Origin of the sequence: Salibacter halophilus (assembly GCF_008806325.1) — a bacterium.
In the GTDB taxonomy this organism is placed as follows: Bacteria; Bacteroidota; Bacteroidia; order Flavobacteriales_G; family Salibacteraceae; genus Salibacter; species Salibacter halophilus.
Map to the genome: position 1 here is coordinate 205,290 of NZ_WACR01000008.1, position 21,650 is coordinate 226,939.

The following is a 21,650-nucleotide window of genomic DNA, read 5'->3' on the forward strand; positions in this document are numbered from 1 at the left end:
GTTGTAGGATGAGGTCAAGGTCAAGGCCGAGAGAGTGGGAGAGTACGAGGTCAAGGTTAAGGTTAAGGTTGAGAGCGTTCTAATGATGTTTTGGGATTGCTTGATGGTTGAGGTGCGAAGGGCCCCGTTCCTTGCGTCACGAGGGTCTAAGTTCATCTAGTCTTTGACGGTGTCAAAGAGCAAGATTCACTAAGAGTTGAGGTTGAGGAGGAGAATTCTAAAGATATTTACGGATTATTGAGTGCTTAAGGTGTTAAGGGACCGGTTCCTTCACGAGGGTCTAAGAGCTTCTAGAATCTGACTTTTGGTCAGATTAAGAATCTCTAAGATTTGGAGGTTTGGAAGTTGGATAGTTTGGTGTTGATATATTTTGAAGCATGTATGTCCCAAGAAGATGCTCTTCAACGCGAAAAGTATTTAAAGACCCATTATGGGAAGATATTTTTAAGAAATCGCTTGAAATATTATTTCACGAGGTAAGGGAAGGATAGTAATCATTAGAATAATGGACTCATCTATAAAGTATCATAAAGTATTGGTAACTGGCTCCGCTGGCTTTATTGGTATGCATACTGCAATACGATTAGCTAAAGAAGGTTATGATGTTGTGGGGATTGATAATCTCAATACCTATTACAGTGTGGATCTCAAATTGGCTCGTTTACGAGAGCAGGGTATTGCTACAAACAGGATTGAGTATAATAAAATGTTATCCGGTAATAGTGGGATACGCTTTATGCAGCTCGATTTAGCAGATGCTCATTTATTGGAAGAGCTTTTTGAAAAAGAGCAGTTCGATTATGTTGTGCATCTGGCTGCTCAGGCTGGTGTTCGCTATTCGATAGAAAACCCTCATGCCTATATTGATGCCAATGTTAAAGGCTTTATGGATATTCTAGAGGGTTGTCAGAAAAATGATGTAAAGCATTTGATTTATGCCAGTAGCTCATCAGTTTATGGGATGAATAAAAAAGTTCCGTTTGAGGAATCTGATCAAACCGAACAACAGGTCAGCTTATACGCTGCAACCAAAAAAGCGAATGAGGCTATGGCTCACAGTTATGCTTGTGTTCACGGACTTCATGTGACCGGGTTGCGATTTTTTACTGTTTATGGGCCTTATGGACGTCCAGACATGGCGATTTTTAAGTTTACAGATAGGATTATGAACAATGAACCGATCGATGTCTATAATAATGGAGACCTGAGCAGGGATTTTACTTATATCGATGATATTGTAGAGGGCGTCTTTAAGCTAATCCCAAAACGACCTGAAACTGATATTCCTTACTCCATCTTTAACATAGGGAGAGGAGAGCCCGTTCAACTCGATGCATTTATCAAAGCTATTGAAAAGGCTATTGGTAAAGAAGCCAAACGTAATAATTTGCCAATGCAGCCTGGGGATGTAAAGCAGACATGGGCATCAACTTCAAAACTGAAAGACTGGATTGGGTATAAGGCCAAAGAGGATATGGAAGTGGGAGTAGCGAAGTTTGTGGAATGGTATAAGCGTAAAATATCGCTATAGTGAGTCTTAAGAGAAAGACTTTCTTAGGTCTGAAATGGACTGCATTACAACAAGTTATTACTCAGGGAGCGACATTTATTATTGGTGTTTTACTAATGAGGTTTCTTAGCCCTAAGGAGTTTGGGTTGTTAGCTATGGTTACAGTTTTTAGTAGCTTTTTAAATATTTTCCAAGACTTTGGACTCACAAGCTCATTAATTCAAAAAAAAAACATTAAAGATGGAGATCAACAGGTTATCTTTTGGGTAATGCTTGTTATTAGCATAATTCTTGCGGGAGTATTATTTCTTTCATCAGGTTTTTTAGCTGATTTTTACGAGGAGCCAGAAGTAAGCAAAATTGCTAAAGTATTATCAGCAACTTTCATAATTGGGGTTTTTGGTTCAGTAAATTCTGCAGTTTTAAGGCGGAATATGCGGTTTAAAGAAATCTCATTATTCAGATCATTGTCAGTATCTATTAGTGGTATAATAGCTGTTTATTTAGCTTATAAAGGCTTTGGAGTTTGGTCGCTAGTTAGTCAAAACATTATTAATATTTCTCTTTTTAGTGTTCTAATTAGTTTTAAAGGTGACTTTAAGCCTAAGTTAATGTTCAAAAAAGATACGCTTAAAGAACATTTGAGTTTTGGTATTCCCCTTTTTGGATCTCGATCATTGAATTACTTTAGTAAGAATACAGATAAGCTTTTGATTGGGAAGTTTTTAACTAAAAGTGACTTGGGTATTTATACCCGGGCTTTTAACTTACTTTATTTACCAGTACATAAAGTCGGTCTAGTTTTTACCGGTGTTTTATTCAGTGCATTTTCAAAAATGAAAAGTGATAGTTCTAAAATATCCGGAATATATTTAAATATAACTAAGTTGATAATTTATGGTCTTGCTCCATTTTTAATATTACTTCAAGTTTACACTCGAGACATTGTCGTTAAATTGTTTGGTATAGAATGGGTCGGTATTGTTTTATTGGTCAAAGTGTTTATTTGGTTAATTTTCTTTCATGTTTTAACACTTTTAAGAAGCAATATCTGTCTTTCACAGGGGCATTCCAGACTTGAGTTCCACTATTCTTTTTTTGGAGCGGTATTAGATTTAATTGCTGTTGGAACAGGAATTGCTTTCGGAATAGAATGGGTTGCAATTAATCTTGTAGTATCTATGTTTATTAAGTCTGTATATTCAATTCATTTGATGTCTAAAAGCTTGATGGTCAGCTTTTCAAAAATGTTAAAAGGATTGTTGCCTGCGGTGATTGTTCTGTTTCTTTCATATAGTGTCGGATATTTGGCGAGCATAGGGATTGAGTCTTTTATATCTCTTTTTTATTTTAAAGTTGGAATACTTCTAACTTTATTAATTATGACACTTTTAATTACCGTTAAATTATTAGATAAAAAAGTCTATTATTTTGCATTACAAAACATAAGGTTATTATATTCAAATAAACAAAAATAATGAGCAATCAGGTATATATTCATATAGGCTTGATGAAAACGGGAACGACTTACCTGCAACAAACAATTTTCCCATCTTTAAACTTAATCTATTTAAGGGATTTTAGAGATTTTAAGCAAGACTTCAATGACAAAAGTGTGTTATATAGTAATGAAGGTCTTGGAGGTTCAGTTTATCATCCAAGAGATAAAAGGGGTATGTATTACAGCTTCAAACAAGCTCTTTCAAATATTCAAAAGTTAATACCTAATGCTAAAATAATAGTTTGTTTTCGCGAGCCAAGTTCTTTTTTGTTGAGTTCATACAAGCAATACTTACATGAAGGCGGCACTTTGAAGTTTGAAGATTTTTTTAACTTAAAAGGAACGGCATTAGTTAATCCCGATGATTTAATTTTTTCAAACTACGTCAAACATCTCAAGAAATCATTTAGTATTGAGGAACTTTTTATTTATGACTATGATTCTTTTAAAAATGATAGAGAATATGTGTTGAAAGACCTTTTCTCTTTTCTTGGACTTGAAAATAACTCAATAATTAATAGGGATAAAAGAAAAAAAGGGAATCCATCTGTTCCTTTATTATACGAACCAGTGTTAAGAAAATTGAATGCAGTGAATTCCTTTCTTAAAGAAAGAATTGGTATAGGTTTAAAGTTTCATCTTTTTGGGAAAATATTGAATCCAAGAGTTTTTTGTCAGTATCTCCTTCCAAAGATTTATAGGCCTAAAAAAGAAAGAAGTGTTGTTAGTATACAAAAACACTATAAAAATGATTGGAAGTTGTTGAAAGAGTCGATATCTAATTGATCTTTGAGATAGTTAAAGATATTGTTTATTAATAAATCATTTTTTTATTTAGAAATTTAGACATTAATGGATTTATCAGCTAAATCAATTCTAATCACAGGCGGCACAGGTTCTCTCGGCACGGCCCTAGTCAAGCATATCACAAGGAATTATTCTGATGTCAGAAAAATTGCAATTTACTCACGCGATGAGCAAAAGCAATTTCAGATGGCTCATGATTTCCCAAAAGATGAATATCCACAGTTACGTTTTTTACTTGGTGATGTTCGTGATAGGGAAAGATTGAAGCGAGCCTTAAAAGACATAGACTATGTCATTCATGCAGCAGCAATGAAACATGTTCATTTAGCCGAATACAACCCTGATGAATGTGTCAAGACAAATGTAGGAGGTGCTGAAAATGTTATTCATGCAGCTCTCGAAACAAATGTTGAGCGAGTGGTTGCTCTTTCAACTGATAAAGCTTGTGCTCCAATAAATCTTTATGGAGCTACCAAGCTGACATCGGATAAGTTATTTATTGCGGCCAATAACATTAAAGGATGGAATCCTATCAAGTTCTCAGTAGTTCGGTATGGAAATGTAATGGGTAGTAATGGGTCTGTTATCCCTTTTTTCCTTAAAAAGAGAAAAGAAGGTAAGTTACCGATTACTGATCCGGGTATGACGCGCTTCAATATCTCTTTACAGGGAGGGGTTGATATGGTTATGCATGCTTTAGAATATGCGTGGGGAGGTGAAATCTTTATTCCCAAAATCCCTTCTTATAAAGTTTCTGATGTTGCAGAAGCAATTGGTCCAAAGTGTGAGAAACCGGTTGTTGGTATTCGACCCGGTGAAAAAATGCATGAAGAAATGATTTCCTCTTCAGATTCTTTTTACACATATGATCTCGGTAAGTATTACACAATTATTCCTTCTAGCCCAAGGTGGAGCGTAGATGAATTTGTAAAAGCTCACAATGCCAAAAAAGTTCCTGAAGGGTTTCGTTACAACTCTGGTGAGAATGAAGAGTGGGAGACTGTTGAGAGTTTGAGAGAGTTGATCAGGGAACATGTTGATTCGGAGTTTCGCGTTTAGCTTTTCGCTGTTGGTCATTAGCTATTAGCTATTGGCTTTTGGCTGTTAGCTGTTAGCTGTTAGCCAACTGCCAAGCGCTATAAGCGATTAGTCATTATGAGAAATTTTAGAAATTGGGACGTTTATAAGAATGCTAAAAAGGTTGTAGTTTTTATTTACTCTACAACTGAGCAGTTGCCCGATTCTGAAAAGTATGGTTTAACTAATCAACTAAGAAGAGCTTCAATCTCTATAGTTGCGAATATCGCTGAAGGTGCAGGCCGAAGTACTGAAAGAGATTTTAAGCATTTTTTAACAATGTCTCTTGGTTCATCTTTTGAAGTTGAAGCTTTACTGGAAGTATCGGCCGACTTGAATTTAATCGAAAAGCAAAACCAAGAATCTTTGCTACACGAATTAGGTGTCATTCAAAAGCAATTAAACGCTTTTATCACAAAACTGAAGTAGATATTATCATGTCTAAAAGGAATAATTATTTGGAACAAGAGCCAAAGGCCAACAGCCAACAGCCAAGTGCCATACCATATGGAAAACAAAACATCACTCAAGATGACATCGATGCAGTAGTTGAGGTGCTCAGGTCTGATTATCTTACTCAGGGCCCTAAAGTGAAGGAATTTGAGGAGGCATTTGCAGAATATGTAGGATCTGAATATGCTGTTGCTGTATCGAATGGGACAGCTGCACTGCATTTAAATTGCATAGTATTAGGGGTTAAACCCGGAGATAAAGTCATTACAACTCCTATAACCTTTGCCGCTTCGGCAAATTGTGTTAGATATTGTGGAGGAGAGGTTGTTTTTGCTGACATTAATCCTGAAACCTATTTACTCGACATTGATGAAGTAAGGAAACAGTTAGAGGCAGATGATGATATAGTAGGGATTATTCCGGTAGATTTCGCAGGCAGGTGTGTGGATATGGAGTCTTTTCGGCAACTCGCGGATGAATTTGACTGTTGGATTATCGAAGATGCCTGTCATGCACCGGGAGGCTTTTTCGAGAATAAGGGAGGAGAAATAGTCAGAGCCGGAAGTGGACGCTATGCAGACCTCGCTATTTTTTCTTTTCACCCCGTAAAACATATTGCATCAGGGGAAGGGGGGATGATCACCACCAATGACAAAGAATTGTATGAAAAGCTATTGGAATTAAGAACTCACGGTATAACAAAAGACAGCGCCAAATTTCAAAATGAAAAGCAATTCGCAGCTTCGCAGCTTCGCGATTCGAATATCGAAAACCGAAAATCGAACAGCGAATGGCCGGGTTGGTATATGGAAATGCAAGCTCTCGGGTATAATTATCGAATTTCTGATATAAACTGTGCCCTTGGACTTTCTCAACTTAAACGAGCAGATGAAGGATTGCGAAATCGTCATGAAATAGCTTCCTGCTATTATGAAGCATTTAAAAACCTCCCACAAATTACAGATCGTAATTCGCAATTCGAGCTTCGAACTTCGAACTTCGAACTTCGAAAAACGAAAATCGGACACGCTCATCACCTATACATCATCGAAGTAGAGGATCGATTAGGTCTCTACAACCATCTTCGTGAAAACAATATTTTCGCTCAAATACACTATATTCCTTGTCATTTAATGCCTTATTACAGGGAGCTAGGCTGGAAGTATGGAGATATGCCTAATGCTGAAAACTATTATTCTGGATGTATTAGTTTACCAATGTATCCAACTCTAAGCGAGGGGGAACAAGATTTCATTATTGAAGCTATCGATAAATTCTTAAACGTGTAAGGTTTTAGTATGGTGAGTAAACAGCGAATAGCGAACAACGAACAGCGAGGAAACCTGTGCATCATACCAGCTCGTGGCGGCAGTAAACGAATTCCACGAAAGAACATTAAAGACTTTTTGGTCAAACCCATTATTGCTTATTCCATTGAAGCGGCATTAAAGTCCAATTTGTTTGAAGAAGTAATGATTTCTACCGATGATGAGGAAATAGCTAAGGTGGCGAAGGCCTATGGGGCAAAAGTCCCTTTTATGCGCAGCAAAGAAAATGCAGATGATTACGCCACTACTTTAGACGTAGTGAAGGAGGTAATAGCTTCGTACAAAGATCTGGCGATGGCTTTTGATAATATTTGCATCCTGTACCCAACCGCGCCTTTTGTAACGGCCGCAAGGCTGAAAGAGGGCTACGATCATTTAGATACTAATAATGCTGCCATTCCAGTGACGGAATTCTCTTTTCCTGTGTGGAGGGCTTTTAAAATAGAAGCAGAACAACTCGCTTATCAGTGGCCCAAACATGAAAAAAGGCGCTCGCAAGATTTAGAAACATTATATCATGATGCGGGGCAGTGGTATTGGATTAAAACCGATAGTATTCAAGATACATTAGTGCCAAAAAAGACAGCACCTGTCGTCCTAAACTCCATGGAAGTACAAGATATAGATACGATAGAGGATTGGGAGTTGGCTGAGTTAAAATTTCAAAAAATGTTTTCGAAACAAGAGTCATGAGAGCCTATAAATGCCTTAACCAGCAAGTCATAGCATCAGGCGAATACAAACTCGTTCCAATTCGGCATGAAGATCGCTATAAAATTATGAAATGGCGTAATGAACAGCTCTATCATTTGCGCCAGTCAGAGCCATTGACAAAAGAGTGGCAGGATAAATATTTTGAAGAGACAGTAAGTAAGTTATTTGAACAGCAAGAGCCTGATCAGATCCTTTTTTCGTTTTTAAAGAATGAAGAGTGTATTGGTTATGGCGGTCTTGTACACATAAATTGGATTGACAAAAATGCTGAGATCTCTTTTATTATGGGTACTAGTTTGGAGAAAGAGCACTTTAAAAGAAACTGGTCTGAATACTTATCGCTAATTGAAAAAGTAGCTTTTGAAGAACTCAACCTCCATAAGATATATACTTATGCATTTGATATTCGTCCAAGCCTATATTCTATTTTTGAAAGAAATGAGTTTAAAAAAGAAGCTGAATTAATAGAACATGTATCAATTAATAAAAATGATTTTCACAATGTCATCATTCACTCAAAAATAAATAAAGAAATATGAAAGAGTATGTTTCTGAACGATTAAAGATTAAGGAAATATCAGACACTGATATTGATTCAAGACTTCTTTCTTGGTTTGAGGACCCTGCATTGATGAAGTTTTATACTAGTTCAAAAAAGAAAATAACGAAGAAAGAATTAATCACGAGTATTAATAAAGGTAGGGAAAAAGGTAACACGTTTACTTTTTTGATTTGTAATAATCAAAATGATGAGTCAATTGGAACTTTGAAATTAGGCCCCATAAACTTAGCACATAAAACGTCTGATCTTGTTGCTTTGATTGGAGATAAATCATCTGTTGAAGGAAAAGGCTTAGGTACTGAAGCTATTAAATTAGGAGGAAAAATAGCATTTGAGAATTATGATTTAAGAAAACTTTATGGAGGTATGTATGCTTCTAATATAGCTTCAATTAAAGCTTATACTCGTGCTGGTTGGATAGTTGAAGGGGTTTTGAAGGGGCAATATTTGGTAAACGGTGAAAATGAAGATCGAGTTTTAGTAGGTTTTTTTAATCCTAAATATTTTACACAACAAGAAATAGAAGAAGCAAAATATGAAAATTGGTACAGAGAAAATTGATAATGGCTCTTCTGTTTTTATAATAGCTGAACTTTCAGCTAATCATAACGGAAGTCTTGAAACAGCAATTGAAACAATTAGAGCAGCTAAAAGAGCAGGGGCAGATGCAATAAAATTACAAACATACACGGCTGATACCATCACTATTGATTCAAACAAAGAAGATTTTTTGATTAAAGGGACAATATGGGATGGACGAAAACTATACGATCTTTACAAAGAAGCTTATACACCCTGGGAGTGGCACAAACAGCTCTTTGATTGTGCCCATGAAGAAGGTTTAATCTGTTTTTCTTCGCCATTTGACAAAACAGCAGTAGATTTTTTAGAAGAATTGAAAGCCCCAGCTTACAAGATAGCTTCATTTGAGATTACAGATATTCCATTGATTGAATACACTGCATCAAAAGGTAAGCCTATTATTCTTTCAACTGGCATTGCCGGTAAAGAAGATATCGAATTAGCTCTCGATGCATGTAAACGAGCAGGAAATAATGATATCGGACTGTTAAAATGCACTTCGAGTTATCCTGCACCCATCGAAGAAGCTAATATGGCAATGATCCCTGATTTTAAAGAACGTTACAATGTTATACCTGGACTTTCTGATCATACATTGGGTACAACAGTTCCTGTAGTGGCTACTTCTTTGGGAGCAAAAATTATCGAAAAGCATTTTATTCTCGATAAATCTGTAGGAGGACCAGATGCTTCTTTTTCTCTCGATGAAAAAGAGTTTTCTGAAATGGTGAAAGCTGTGAGAGATGCTGAAAAAGCCGTTGGGAGGGTGGATTACACTCCAACTGATAAACAAAAAGCAGGCAGAGCCTTTAGTCGTTCACTGTATGCAGTGAAGGATATTAAAAAGGATGAAGAAATAACTGAAGAAAATGTACGGAGTATAAGGCCAGGTTTTGGGCTACATCCTAAATATTATAATATCATTTTAGGGAAAAAAGCAGTGAGAAACTTAAACTACGGCAAACCACTTGATAAAAGTGATTTCGAATCGTAGAGTAAATGTATGTAATGGTAAATAGATTTAAAAATCAAAAGTTTTTTAACGATAGACCAGATAGAATATTAAATCTAGCAAATAGGTTAACACCTTTGTTAAATGAATTGCATAGTATTGATAGATCAGAGCGATTTTGGTTACATCTTCTCTCATTGTATTTTAAATCTTGTATAGGACAGCAGGAGTATATGAGCTCTAAAGGTTTTTCACCGAAAGTACCACTGAATATAATTAATAGTTATGTTCCGATAACAAGAAAGCAAATTATATTTGGTTATGTGGGGTATGTTTTAAAGGCGTTACAGTCAAAGACAAAATTTAAAGATGTTAAAAGAGTATTGTTAAAATCTAATGTAATTATATGCGGAACCAGAAAAGAAAAAATTAAAGCAGCAATTGGTGGGGATTTTTTTGAGAATTTCATCCCTTTAAAAGTTTTAATAAAGCCAAACATCTCAAGAAGAAGAAAAAATAGAATAATTGCAGAAAGTCAGAAAGATATCTTTATTAAGAATGTTCTCTTATGTTTACCACGTTTTTATGTTGAATATTTTGACTGGTTTATAAAAAAAATTCCGATATTAAATTCTAATCAAAAAGAATTTCATTTTGAACATACGGGAGGGGTGTTTGATGAGTATTTATTGGCACAATATCAATCGAAAGGTAGTCGTGTAGTAGCATATCAAACAGGTGGCTATATGGGCGAGTTAAAAGATCATCCCGATAAAACTCTCTATGAAGTAATAGATGAATTGAGAACATATGGATGGAAGTATCATAGAAAAGACTTTCCGTTTAGGGCATTAAGGCTAGAAGAGTACATGAATAACTATAGTAGTGTTGATGTTCAAAATCCAAACATTGACTTATTGATAGTATTTTCAAAAATTGATCAGAGGAAGATTGATTATTATAATTCAATAATTGATAATATTGAAAATAATATTGATAGAGAAAAGTTTAGAGAAATTACTTGTCGAATGAGACCAACATCACTTTCAAAAGTTGGTTTCAATAGTACACAAAAATTAGTAATACCAAAAAGTTTTAATGTTGATTACGGACGTGATCCTATGTTTAAAGTATCAGCTAATGCTGAACTGGTTTTGATTACTGATTGGCCAAGCACTAATTTTTTAGAGTCTTTAAAAGTTGGGAAACCTGTATTAATCATTACTGATTTTTTTCGCCAACCTGCACCTCAAGTTTTAGAGTATATCTCTTTTTTTAAGCAAGAGAAAGTTATTCATGAATCAGTTACATCACTTATAGAGTTTATTAATAATGTAGATATTGCAACTTGGCAAAAGGAAGTTCAGTCAAAATCTAAATTCAAAGAGTTTAAGAAGTTATATTTAGGAGAGTAGTTTTTAATTTTCAGAAAGATATCTATGAGCTTTAATTTATCAGTCTTTTTAAGAGCATTAAATCGTTTTGTTTTTGAAGAAAATAGAAAGAAGATTATTATTGCTGGTTGTGGCAGGACAGGGACTAGTCTATTATCTGCTATTATTGGAGCCCATCCTAATGTAACTGCGATCGATTTTGAAACATATGCTTTTGTTGAGATTTTTTCAAAAAACTATAGATATAATTTTTTCAAAAAAAAATATGAGCTGTTAAGGTTAGAGTATTTAAAAACTCGATTAGAAAATAACGTTACTTCTAATTTACTCTGTGAGAAAACTCCGAGAAATTTATATTACATTAATGAAATTAGAGAATTGTATGAAGGTAATGTTAAGTTTTTATTGATGATTAGAAACGGTAGAGACGTTTTAACTTCAAAGCATCCAGGGCAGTCTGAATATTATATTAGCATGTCACGCTGGATAAGTGATACAAGTTTGACACTTGATATCTGTGAGGATGATACAAATAATGATGTTATGCTTGTCTCTTATGAAGGGTTAATAAATAAGCTTGAACTTTCTGTTAAACAGATTACTGATTTTTTAGAAATCCCATATGACAAATCAATGTTAGAATTCTCAAAACACAGCACTGTAAAAAAGCATGGAGCTTTTCATGATGGTCAGGTTAAAGATATTTATAAAACTTCATCTATGAGATGGAAAGATACTGATCATAACGAACGAATAGCTGAGATCAATAACTCAAAAGAAGTTCAAAAGCTATTAAAAAGAGTAGATAATAAGACTACCTCTTTGCTTAAGGACCTTGATTCAATTAAATTGTAAGCTTCAAGATGAATTTTCACCATGATTTTCGTCAATCTTACTCTTTCTTATAGTTGTTGTTTTACTCCATACTCTATATTTTACCATTTTTTAATTTAAATTCTATTTGATTATTCTAATATGATAAAGAAAAATATTTTAATAGTAAGTGGTGAATTTCATCCTACACAGAGTCCTCGTTCTTTCAGAACAACTGAACTTGCTAAAGAACTATCAAAGCAAGGGAATAATGTTACTGTTCTAGCTCCTAATATTGATGCAGAGAGCTATAGGTTAGCAGATGAGTTTGGTCTAAAGGTCGATAATATTGAACTCTCGTGGAGTAAATTATTTCCTGATGATATTAAAATTTGTTACATGTTAAATAGAATATTTAAATTTTTCTTGGAATATCCGGATATTCAGCTGGCTCTATCTCTCAGGAAGAAATTAAAAAAATATTCTAATTATGACGTGTTGATATCAATAGCACAACCTTTTCCTATTCATTGGGGTGTATCATTTATTTGGGATAAATTTAATAAAGCAAAAAACCCTGCTAAAACTTGGGTAGCAGATTGTGGGGATCCCTATATGAATGTTAAATATGAAAAGATACCTAAGCCTTTTTATTTTAATTTGTTAGAGCGAAGTTTTTTAGATAAAGCTGATTACGTTACAGTACCTTTTGAGGATATGATTTCATTATTTAATTCAAATTATCGATATAAATTTGAAGTAATACCTCAAGGCTTTAATTTAAATGTTAGTGATTTACCAGAGTATAAAGAAAATGAGATACCAACATTTATTTATTCAGGAACAATCATACCTGGTAGTAGAGACCCATTTGAACTGATCGATTATTTAGAAAAAAAGAAGTTAGATTATAAATTTATTATATATACAAAACAGAAACATCAATTACAGAAGTATAATCATCTAATAGGAAATAAAATTTATGTTAGGGACTATGTCAAAAGAGACAATCTTCTAGAGTCTTTATCTAAAGTAGATTTTTTGGTTAATATAGATTTGCCAAAGAGTAATGGTAAAACCATAGCTGTTCCAACTAAGTTAATTGATTATCGTATCAGTGGCCGTCCTATTCTTTCCTATTGTTATACAGACTTTCCGAAAAAGGTTGTCGATGAATTTATGCGAGGGAAATACGACAATGCTTACGTGGATGAAAATTTTGAAAGATTTAATATAAAAAATGTTGCTAAAGAATTTTTACGTCTAACTTAATGACTAATTTCCGATTATATGCTTTGCTTTTTATTATTCAGCCTTTTCTTGCACTGATTGTTGCTTTCTACAATAAAAGGTGGGAGTTATTTCGTGTAGTACTATGGCTATATGCAGGTTATTATGGTTTTACTATTGCAGTTGGAGCTGAATCACAGGGCTCGGACATTGTTCGTTACATAGCTGAAATGCAGTCATTACATAACAAGAGTTTTGATACACTTAGTTCATATTGGTCTTATTATCAAAATTCCGGAGAGATTGATTTTTTAAGAAGTTTTTTGGCAATTTCTGTATCCAGGTTTACTGAGAGCCAAAATGTCCTGCTTTTAATATATGGTTTGATTTTCGGTTATTTCTATTCTGGAAATACTTTTTTAGTCTTGAAATACCTGCGATTAAATACATTTTATAATAAGCTATTATTCTTCTCATTTTTGTTAATAATGCCATTATGGACTATGGGAGGATTTAGGTTTAATACTTCAGTACATATGTTTACTTATGGCGTATTGTTGTATTTTTTTGAAGGTAATAGAAAAGCCTTGATATATTGTTTCTTAACGCCTCTGGTTCACTTTTCATTCTTGATACCCGTATCTCTTCTTGTTGGATTTAGTTTTTTTAAAAAGATGAATATACGGTTTTTCTTTTTGTTTTTTGCACTGTCGTTTTTTGCACCTAGCTTTAGTTCAAATACAATTCAAACATATATTAACTCGGTAGGAAATCAAACTTTTCAAGAGCGGACAGATAGTTACGTTGATGAAAACAAAGTAAGTAATTATCGAGAATCGTCAAATACTGTTTTTTCGGGTAAAAGAAACTGGTATGCTGATTTATATACAAAAGGTTATCGTTGGGTTATTTTTGGCTATTTGTTGTTGTTTTACTTTAAAAGAAAAAGTTTAACACTAAAAAATAAAGAAAACATATTATTTAAGTTGTCACTATTGATTTTTGGATTCACAAATCTAATTGACGATATACCTTCAGGGAAACGCTTTTTTTTAATTGCAGAATTGATAGCTACAGCCTTAATTCTTGTAGTGCTATATCGCCATTCAATTTTTAGATTCATCAAGATTTACAAGTTAGTCTCGTTACCATTGGTATTATTATTTCTTATTGTTTCAATTCGTGCAGGCTTACTGCTTACAAGTGTAGAAGGTGTATTCGCCAATCCACTTTTAGTTCTCTTTATGAACGGTGAATACACAGATTTAAACTCTTTATTAAGAGCTATTACAGGCTGATAATGTTAGGAGTATTCAAAAGAAATATCATTAATTGTTATGGTACAAGCATCATGAACCCCGTTGTTGTTTTCGAATCTGACGATTGGGGTATGATTAGATCCCGATCTAAAGATTCATTGAGTCATTTAAGCGAAAAGGGTTATCCTGTTGAATATTGTACTTATAATCGTTTTGACTCGATTGAACGCAATCAAGATATAATTGGTCTTTTAGAAATATTAGATAAGCACAAGAGTTTTGATGGTAGCCCAGCTAAGTTCACGATAAACAATATAGTAGCTAATCCTGATTTTGATAAAATCCATGAAAATGGGTATCAAAAGTATTATTATCAATCATTCACAGAAACACTTAAGGAGTATCCTGAAACGGATTTGGTAATGGATCTTTATCGTCAGGGTTTAAAAGATGGACTCATTCAATCTCAGTTTCATGGACGAGAACACGTCAATGTTAATAGGTGGCTGGATGCTTTAAAAACAGGTGATAAACGTTTTCATGATGCTTTTGAAGAACGACAGTTCACTGTTGCAGAGCAGGGTAGAACAAGTGGACGAAGAGATTATTTAGATGCTTTTGGTCGGGCTTACAATATAGAGTTTGAAAGCGAAGAGTCTATTATTAGATCAGGTCTTGACTTATTTGAGGAAATATGGGGATTTAAATCTAAAAGTTTTATAGCACCCTGTTATACATGGTCACCTGAAATAGAACGACATTTGTTCAGAGGAGGAGTGAAATATATACAAGGAACACATATTCAAAGGATTCCAAGGGAGGGACTTGATCTCAAAATAAAAAAGAAATATCATTGGCAAGGAAGAAAGAATAAATCTGGTTTAAAATCCATTGTTAGAAATGTCATGTTTGAACCATCAGAGCATAATTCTGATCCCTCAATGGTTGATCATGCAATGGCTCAGATAAAGAACGCCTTCTTTTGGAATAAGCCAGCTGTAATTAGTACTCACAGAGTGAACTATATTGGAAGACTGAATCCAGATAATCGAGATAAAAATCTTAGGTTACTCGATAAACTTTTAACACAAATACTAAAAAACTATCCTGATGTTCGTTTTATGAGCAGCGATGAATTAGGCAAGTTATACAACAAGTAATTATGTGTGGGATTACAGGGTTCATAGATTATAAAAAGGATACATCAAAAGCTACTTTAAATCAAATGGTAGCCTCTTTAAGACATCGTGGGCCAGATGATGAAGGAGCGGAAGTATTTCAACGGGAAGGATTAAATATTGGGCTCGGGCAATCTAGGTTATCAATAATAGATTTATCAAAGGATGGTCATCAGCCTATGCATTACAACCAGCTCAGTTGTGTATTCAATGGTGAAATCTATAATTACAAAGAAGTAAGGAACGAATTGAAAGAACTGAATCATGAGTTTATAACTGGTTCAGATACTGAAGTAATACTTCATGCATATGAAGAGTGGGGACTTAAATCCGTTGAGAAGTTCATCGGGATGTTTGTTTATGTTATTTACGATAAAGGCAGTCAGGTTATAACGATAACTAGAGACAGGGCAGGAGTAAAACCACTTTATTACTATCAAAAAGATGATTTATTTCTATTTGGCTCTGAATTAAAAGCTCTGATGACTCATCCTGGGTTTAAGAAGGAAATTAATAAATCGGTTATGCCTACATATTTAAATTACGGTTATATTCCTGCTCCTAATTCAATTTTTCAGGATACATATAAATTAAATCCTGGGCATCACTTAATAATTGATTTAAAAAAGGGATGTCATAATATTCAAAAGTATTGGGACGCAGCAGATTTCTTCAGGGAGCCTAAGTTTGAGATAAGTTATGAAAAAGCAAAAAATCAGCTGCACGAACTTTTAAAGTCAGCATTCAGTTATCGGATGGTCTCAGATGTGCCAGTTGGTGTCTTTTTAAGTGGTGGTTATGATAGTACAGCAGTAGCTTCAATTTTACAATCAGAGAGCAAGGAAAAAATTAGGACTTTCACAATAGGGTTTGAGGAAGGTAATAATGAAGCACCCTATGCTAAAGAAACTGCTGAATATATCGGTTCTGACCATACTGAGTATTACTGCACAACTCGAGAAGCCCAGAGAATAATTGAAGATTTGCCTTATTATTATGATGAGCCATTTGGTGATAGTTCTGCTATTCCTACCATTTTGGTTAGTAGGCTTGCAAAAGAAAAAGTTACAGTTGCCTTATCAGCAGATGCTGGAGATGAGTTGTTTTTTGGGTATAAAAGCTATTTCTTACAAAGTAAAAACCTCAAAAAACTAGATTTAATACCGAGGCTATTCAAACCATTAGTATCAAAATTTGCAGGACTCTCAGGCTTTCTTCCCGGAGATGAGTCACAAAAGCATAAGGTGCGATCTTTTTACTCTTCACTCAATCAGACCGAAGTAGAACAAGCTAAACTTCTTTTCAAAAATGCTAATAGCAAACCAGATGAATATATAAGTAGGTTTTTCAATGAAAAGCCAGAAAGCTTGTCTACTATATATGACACTATAGATGTAAATATGTTTAATTGTTCTGAAGATGTGTTTTTAGCTGTTGATTATAAGAACTACCTCCAGAACGATATACTTACAAAAGTAGATCGAGCTACGATGAGTACTTCATTAGAAGGAAGAGAGCCTTTTTTAGATCACCGGCTTTTAGAGTATTCAGCCAGATTACCAATTGACTTCAAATATATTGGTGGAAGTGTTGGAAAAAAAATACTTCGTGATATTGTTCATGAGTATGTACCAAAAGAAATGATGGAACGGCCAAAGTCTGGTTTTTCAATTCCTGTTTTGGAATGGTTAAGAGGAGACCTAAGACATCTGCAGGAACAGTATCTATCCAGAGAAGCGCTTTCATGGTCAGGCCTTTTTAATGTCGATTTTGTTTTAGCCGAACTTGGAAAGTTTAATAAAAAAAATATGCATTACAGTCCTCTTATCTGGTATATATTAATGTTTCAGATGTGGTATGGAAAGTGGGTTAGGGATTGATTACTAGTCTTTTTAGCGTGTTAAGCTATGGGTAGAAGGGGATTGATTCTCGTAATTTCTTCACTAACCTCAGGCGGGGCTGAAAGAGTGATGTCTGAAATAGCAAATCATTCTATAGACCGTGCTGATGTTAGCCTTATTGTTTTATCCAAAAGAGAAAAGTTTTACCATGTCAATGATAAAATAAATTTCATTGAGCCACATTTTACGATTGATGAGATGTCAAGAATGGTATTTATGTGGAAAAACTTTTTCTGGCTCAGAAGAACACTAAAGAGTTTAAAAGCTAAATCGGTTCTGAGTTTTGGTGGGAAATACAATTCCTATGTTCTTCTCGCTAACATGGGTTTAGGTAAAAGAGTCTTTGTTTCTGATAGAAGCAGACCGGGTATAAGTTACGGTAAGTTTTTAGATATTCTCAACCCTTTAGTTTATAAAGTTTCAGCAGGTATTATTGCACAAACAACTAAAGCCAAAGAGTATGCGAAAAAACAAACTGGTCACAAAAACATAAAAGTAATTCCAAATCCTGTTCCAATAATCTCTCATGATAATCGATTAAAGGCTAAAGAAAATATTATTTTGAGTGTTGGGCGGTTTATTCCTTCAAAGCATCAAGGTTGGTTAGTCTCATATTTTAGTGAGATTGACAATAGTAACTGGAAATGTGTCTTCTTGGGAGATGGGGTTACTTACAATGAAGTAAGGCAACAAGTAGAAAAGTCCGCAAAATCGAATAAAATCGAATTGAAAGGAAATGTGTCAAATGTTACTGATTGGTATATGAGGTCAGCAATATTTGCTTTTACTTCAACATCTGAAGGATTTCCAAATGCCCTGGCAGAAGCAATGGCTGCTGGTTGTGCCTGTATTGCATACGACTGCATAGCAGGGCCGTCTGATATTATTGATAATGAAGTGAATGGCTTTTTGATTCCTGAGGGCGATCATGAAACGTATAAGAAAAAACTGTCTGAGTTGATGGGAGATGCTGAGCTACGTAAAAGGTTTGGAAAAGCAGCGAGGGAAAAGATGAAACAGTTTGAGGCTTCAAAGATCACAAAACAATTTTTAGATTTTATTTTAGAGTAGAAGGCTACAGTATGTCACTCAGTGACATCTGTGGGAGTAATTCATTATGAAAATAGCTATAAATACATCACATCAACGTTTTGGTGGGGCAATTCAGGTCGCTCTTTCGTTTATAAATGAGTGTAGGAATTTCACTCAGCATGAGTTTTTTGTTTGGGTAGGGCCAGGGGTTCGAAAATCACTGGTTCAAGATGAGTTCACTTCGAATTTTCACTTTGAACACTTTGACTTTGGAGCTATTAACCTCCAAAAAACTTTTGAGATCAACCGAACTATGCAGGAAGTGGAGAATCGGGTTCAACCTGATGTGATTATCGCTACTTCAGGACCTTCATACTTTCACTCAAAGGCTCCTCAAATTATAGGGTATAATTTGCCATTGTATATTTACCCGGAATCACCATTTATTAAAGGCCTTTCAGCTTACAGTTCATTTCGGAGATACCTGAAAAAGAAACTACATTTCTATTTTTTCAAAAGAGATGCTGATATATATGTCGTTCAAACTGATGATGTGAATAAAAGAGTGCGTAAAGCACTCGGGTCTGACCAGGTTTATACTGTCACAAATACAGCCAGTAATTATTATAAAGACTGGGAAAAATGTCCTGCAAAATTGCGACATAAAGATGAAAATACTTTCCGGTTTGTAACTATCTCCTCATATTATGGACATAAAGATCTCGAAATAATTCCAAAAGTACTCGAGATATTGAAATCAAGAGGGGTAGGGAATGTAGAGTTTGTTTTGACATTAAAGGAGGAAGATTATCAAAAGTATATTGGATTTCACGGTCAGATCCAAAATGTAGGACCAATCAAGCCTCCCGAATGTCCTTCGTTGTACAGTGAGTGTGATGGGATGTTTTTACCTACACTTGCAGAGTGTTTTTCGGCATCGTATCCTGAAGCGATGATCATGGAGAAACCTATCCTTACTACGGATTTGGGATTTGCCAGGAGTATATGTGGGGATGCGGCTTTGTTTTACGAGCCTAAAAATGCTGAGCATGCTGCAGATCAAATTGAAAGATTGATTGAAGATAAAGATCTCCAGGGTGATTTGATAGCAAAAGGAAAAGAGCAATTAAAGACGTTTGATAGCCCACAGGAAAGAGCGGAAAAGTATATTAATTTGTGCGAAAAATTAGTGATAGAATCTCACAAAGAATAGGCCCAGAGTCTCAAAAATTAAAAATATGAAAATATACATAGCAGGTCATCGAGGAATGGTAGGGTCTGCAATTTGGCGGAATTTAGAAAAATCAGATAACAACAATTTAATAGGTCGTACAAGCAAAGAGCTCGATTTAAAAGACCAAAAAGCTGTTAATGATTTTATAGAATCTGAAAAGCCAGATGTCATTATTGATGCAGCAGCAAGAGTAGGGGGGATATTGGCAAACAATGAATACCCGTATCAGTTCCTTATGGAAAATATGCTTATTCAGAACAACCTGATTAATGCTTCAGTGAATAATAAGATTAAAAAGTTTATTTTCCTTGGAAGCTCATGCATTTATCCGAAGATGGCTCCTCAACCACTAAGGGAAGAACATTTGCTTACTGGTCCATTAGAACCGACAAATGAATGGTATGCCATTGCAAAGATTAGTGGTGTAAAAGCTACTGAATCTGTACGTAAGCAATACGGTTACGATTATGTCAGCTTAATGCCAACTAACCTATACGGGCCATATGATAACTTTGACCTTAAAACATCTCATGTACTTCCTGCGATGATTCGTAAATTTCATGAGGCAAAGTTAAATGGTAATAAAAATGTAAGTCTATGGGGAACGGGCTCTCCTAAAAGAGAGTTCCTGCATGTCGATGATCTGGCAAAAGCAGTGCGGTTTGCACTTGAGAATGAGTTGCCTGAAAACCTCTATAATGTAGGGTACGGATCTGATCTTTCAATAAAAGAGCTGGCAGAATTGATTCAAAAAATTACTGACCATAAAGGCAGAATAGATTGGGATCCATCAAAACCTGATGGAACTCCGAGGAAATGGATGGATAGCTCAAAGTTGAGAAATAATGGATGGAAGCCATCTATTGAACTTGAAGATGGCATTCGAGCTACATACTCCTGGTTTTTAGATAATGTAGATCAAATTAAAGAAGTAAAAATAAATAATTGATGAAGGTAGCATTAATCACTGGTATAACAGGACAGGATGGAGCTTATTTAGCAGAGCTCCTGTTAGATAAAGGTTATAAAGTTCACGGTATTAAAAGGAGAGCATCTCTTTTTAACACTGACAGAATAGATCATCTGTATCAAGATCCTCATGTCGAGGATCCAAGGCTTGTATTGCATTATGGCGATTTGACTGACTCGATGAATTTGACTCGTATTATTCAGGAGGTAAAACCTGATGAGATATACAATCTCGCAGCAATGAGTCATGTAAAAGTTAGTTTTGATACACCTGAATATACAGCTAATGCTGATGGCATAGGGACCTTGAGGATTCTCGAAGCAGTTAGATTACTCGGGCTTGAAAAGAAAACAAGAATTTATCAGGCTTCGACATCTGAACTTTATGGACTGGTTCAGGAAGTTCCTCAATCTGAAAAAACTCCATTTTACCCAAGGTCTCCTTATGCAGTAGCTAAACTCTATTCCTATTGGATTACGGTAAATTATCGCGAAGCATACGAAATGTTTGCCTGTAACGGAATTCTGTTTAATCATGAGTCACCATTGAGGGGAGAGACTTTCGTTACCCGAAAAATCACTAGAGCTGTAGCCAAAATAGCTTTAGGGTTACAGGATAACTTTTATATGGGGAATCTCGATGCTCAAAGGGACTGGGGACATGCCAGGGATTATGTAGAAGCGATGTGGAAAATACTCCAACAAAATAAGCCTGAGGATTATGTAATTGCAACTGGAAATACCACCAAAGTACGTGATTTTATTAAAAAATCTTTTTCAGAACTCGGGATTGATATTCAATTTGAGGGAGAAGGGATTGAAGAAGTTGGGATTATTGAGAAGATTGATCAGAACCGCTACACTGAAGTAACCGGGATTAATAAAAATGAAATGCCTGCTTCATTAAAAGAACTCCCTAAAAAGGTTTTACAAATTGACCCACGTTATTTTAGACCTACCGAAGTTGAGCTTTTGATCGGTGATGCTACGAAGGCCAAAAAGAAATTGAATTGGGAACCTCAGTATGATTTAGATGGACTGATAAAAGAAATGGTAGCCTCTGATGTTGATCTGTTTAAAAGAGATATTCATTTAAGAAAAGCAGGACATAAAATTTTAAGACAGGAAGAGTGATTTAATATGTCACTTTAAAG

The 21,650-nt window shown here is 34.9% G+C and carries 20 protein-coding genes; all 20 read left to right on the forward strand.

The window, feature by feature from the left end; all coding sequences use genetic code 11:
* Positions 1-505: 505 nt before the first annotated feature.
* The 20 genes from F3059_RS10695 (at position 506) to gmd (ending at position 21,630) form a co-directional block, all read left to right on the forward strand.
* The gene (locus F3059_RS10695; protein ID WP_151169065.1) at positions 506-1,531 is read left to right on the forward strand and encodes an NAD-dependent epimerase/dehydratase family protein; all 1,026 of its coding nucleotides are present in this window, start codon (positions 506-508) and stop codon (positions 1,529-1,531) included.
* Positions 1,531-2,988, forward strand: a complete 1,458-nt coding sequence (locus F3059_RS10700; RefSeq protein ID WP_170265155.1) for a lipopolysaccharide biosynthesis protein — start codon at positions 1,531-1,533, stop codon at positions 2,986-2,988. The genes F3059_RS10695 and F3059_RS10700 overlap by 1 nt, the downstream gene beginning before the upstream one ends.
* Positions 2,988-3,797 (forward strand): sulfotransferase domain-containing protein, encoded by an 810-nt coding sequence (locus tag F3059_RS10705; protein ID WP_151169069.1) that lies wholly within the window; start codon positions 2,988-2,990, stop codon positions 3,795-3,797. The genes F3059_RS10700 and F3059_RS10705 overlap by 1 nt, the downstream gene beginning before the upstream one ends.
* Positions 3,798-3,863: 66 nt before the next feature.
* A complete protein-coding gene (gene pseB / locus F3059_RS10710) occupies positions 3,864-4,877 on the forward strand; it encodes a UDP-N-acetylglucosamine 4,6-dehydratase (inverting) (protein WP_151169071.1) in 1,014 nt (337 codons plus the stop codon).
* A 96-nt stretch (positions 4,878-4,973) separates the two neighbouring features.
* Positions 4,974-5,324 carry a four helix bundle protein gene (locus F3059_RS10715; protein WP_151169074.1) on the forward strand — a complete coding sequence of 117 codons (351 nt, stop codon included), beginning with the start codon at positions 4,974-4,976 and terminating at the stop codon, positions 5,322-5,324.
* 8 nt (positions 5,325-5,332) lie between these two features.
* Positions 5,333-6,637, forward strand: coding sequence for a UDP-4-amino-4,6-dideoxy-N-acetyl-beta-L-altrosamine transaminase (gene pseC / locus F3059_RS10720; protein WP_151169076.1), 1,305 nt, complete (start codon positions 5,333-5,335; stop codon positions 6,635-6,637).
* A gap of 9 nt (positions 6,638-6,646) precedes the next feature.
* Complete coding sequence (pseF, locus tag F3059_RS10725; protein WP_151169078.1) at positions 6,647-7,369, forward strand: pseudaminic acid cytidylyltransferase; 723 nt, start codon at positions 6,647-6,649, stop codon at positions 7,367-7,369.
* Positions 7,366-7,929: a GNAT family N-acetyltransferase gene (locus F3059_RS10730; RefSeq protein ID WP_151169080.1), complete on the forward strand. Its 564-nt coding sequence runs from the start codon at positions 7,366-7,368 to the stop codon at positions 7,927-7,929. The genes pseF and F3059_RS10730 overlap by 4 nt, the downstream gene beginning before the upstream one ends.
* On the forward strand, positions 7,926-8,513 hold the full coding sequence (locus F3059_RS10735; protein WP_151169082.1) for a GNAT family N-acetyltransferase: 588 nt from the start codon (positions 7,926-7,928) through the stop codon (positions 8,511-8,513). The genes F3059_RS10730 and F3059_RS10735 overlap by 4 nt, the downstream gene beginning before the upstream one ends.
* Positions 8,488-9,528, forward strand: a complete 1,041-nt coding sequence (gene pseI / locus F3059_RS10740) for a pseudaminic acid synthase (RefSeq protein WP_151169084.1) — start codon at positions 8,488-8,490, stop codon at positions 9,526-9,528. Before F3059_RS10735 ends, pseI begins: the two co-directional genes overlap by 26 nt.
* 14 nt (positions 9,529-9,542) lie before the next feature.
* Positions 9,543-10,901 carry a hypothetical protein gene (locus F3059_RS10745; RefSeq protein ID WP_151169086.1) on the forward strand — a complete coding sequence of 453 codons (1,359 nt, stop codon included), beginning with the start codon at positions 9,543-9,545 and terminating at the stop codon, positions 10,899-10,901.
* A gap of 24 nt (positions 10,902-10,925) precedes the next feature.
* The gene (locus tag F3059_RS10750) at positions 10,926-11,735 is read left to right on the forward strand and encodes a sulfotransferase family protein (protein ID WP_151169088.1); all 810 of its coding nucleotides are present in this window, start codon (positions 10,926-10,928) and stop codon (positions 11,733-11,735) included.
* Between the two features lie 120 nt (positions 11,736-11,855).
* On the forward strand, positions 11,856-12,965 hold the full coding sequence (locus F3059_RS10755) for a glycosyltransferase (protein ID WP_151169090.1): 1,110 nt from the start codon (positions 11,856-11,858) through the stop codon (positions 12,963-12,965).
* Positions 12,965-14,221 carry an EpsG family protein gene (locus F3059_RS10760; RefSeq protein WP_151169092.1) on the forward strand — a complete coding sequence of 419 codons (1,257 nt, stop codon included), beginning with the start codon at positions 12,965-12,967 and terminating at the stop codon, positions 14,219-14,221. Before F3059_RS10755 ends, F3059_RS10760 begins: the two co-directional genes overlap by 1 nt.
* 2 nt (positions 14,222-14,223) lie before the next feature.
* Positions 14,224-15,342: a hypothetical protein gene (locus F3059_RS10765; protein WP_151169094.1), complete on the forward strand. Its 1,119-nt coding sequence runs from the start codon at positions 14,224-14,226 to the stop codon at positions 15,340-15,342.
* 2 nt (positions 15,343-15,344) lie between these two features.
* Positions 15,345-17,240 (forward strand): asparagine synthase (glutamine-hydrolyzing), encoded by a 1,896-nt coding sequence (gene asnB, locus F3059_RS10770; RefSeq protein WP_151169097.1) that lies wholly within the window; start codon positions 15,345-15,347, stop codon positions 17,238-17,240.
* Between the two features lie 27 nt (positions 17,241-17,267).
* A complete protein-coding gene (locus F3059_RS10775; RefSeq protein WP_151169099.1) occupies positions 17,268-18,332 on the forward strand; it encodes a glycosyltransferase in 1,065 nt (354 codons plus the stop codon).
* Positions 18,333-18,378: 46 nt separating this feature from the next.
* Positions 18,379-19,506: a glycosyltransferase gene (locus F3059_RS10780; RefSeq protein ID WP_151169101.1), complete on the forward strand. Its 1,128-nt coding sequence runs from the start codon at positions 18,379-18,381 to the stop codon at positions 19,504-19,506.
* 16 nt (positions 19,507-19,522) lie between these two features.
* The gene (locus tag F3059_RS10785; RefSeq protein WP_189683221.1) at positions 19,523-20,476 is read left to right on the forward strand and encodes a GDP-L-fucose synthase family protein; all 954 of its coding nucleotides are present in this window, start codon (positions 19,523-19,525) and stop codon (positions 20,474-20,476) included.
* Positions 20,473-21,630, forward strand: coding sequence for a GDP-mannose 4,6-dehydratase (gmd, locus tag F3059_RS10790; RefSeq protein ID WP_223274598.1), 1,158 nt, complete (start codon positions 20,473-20,475; stop codon positions 21,628-21,630). Before F3059_RS10785 ends, gmd begins: the two co-directional genes overlap by 4 nt.
* Positions 21,631-21,650 lie beyond the last annotated feature (20 nt).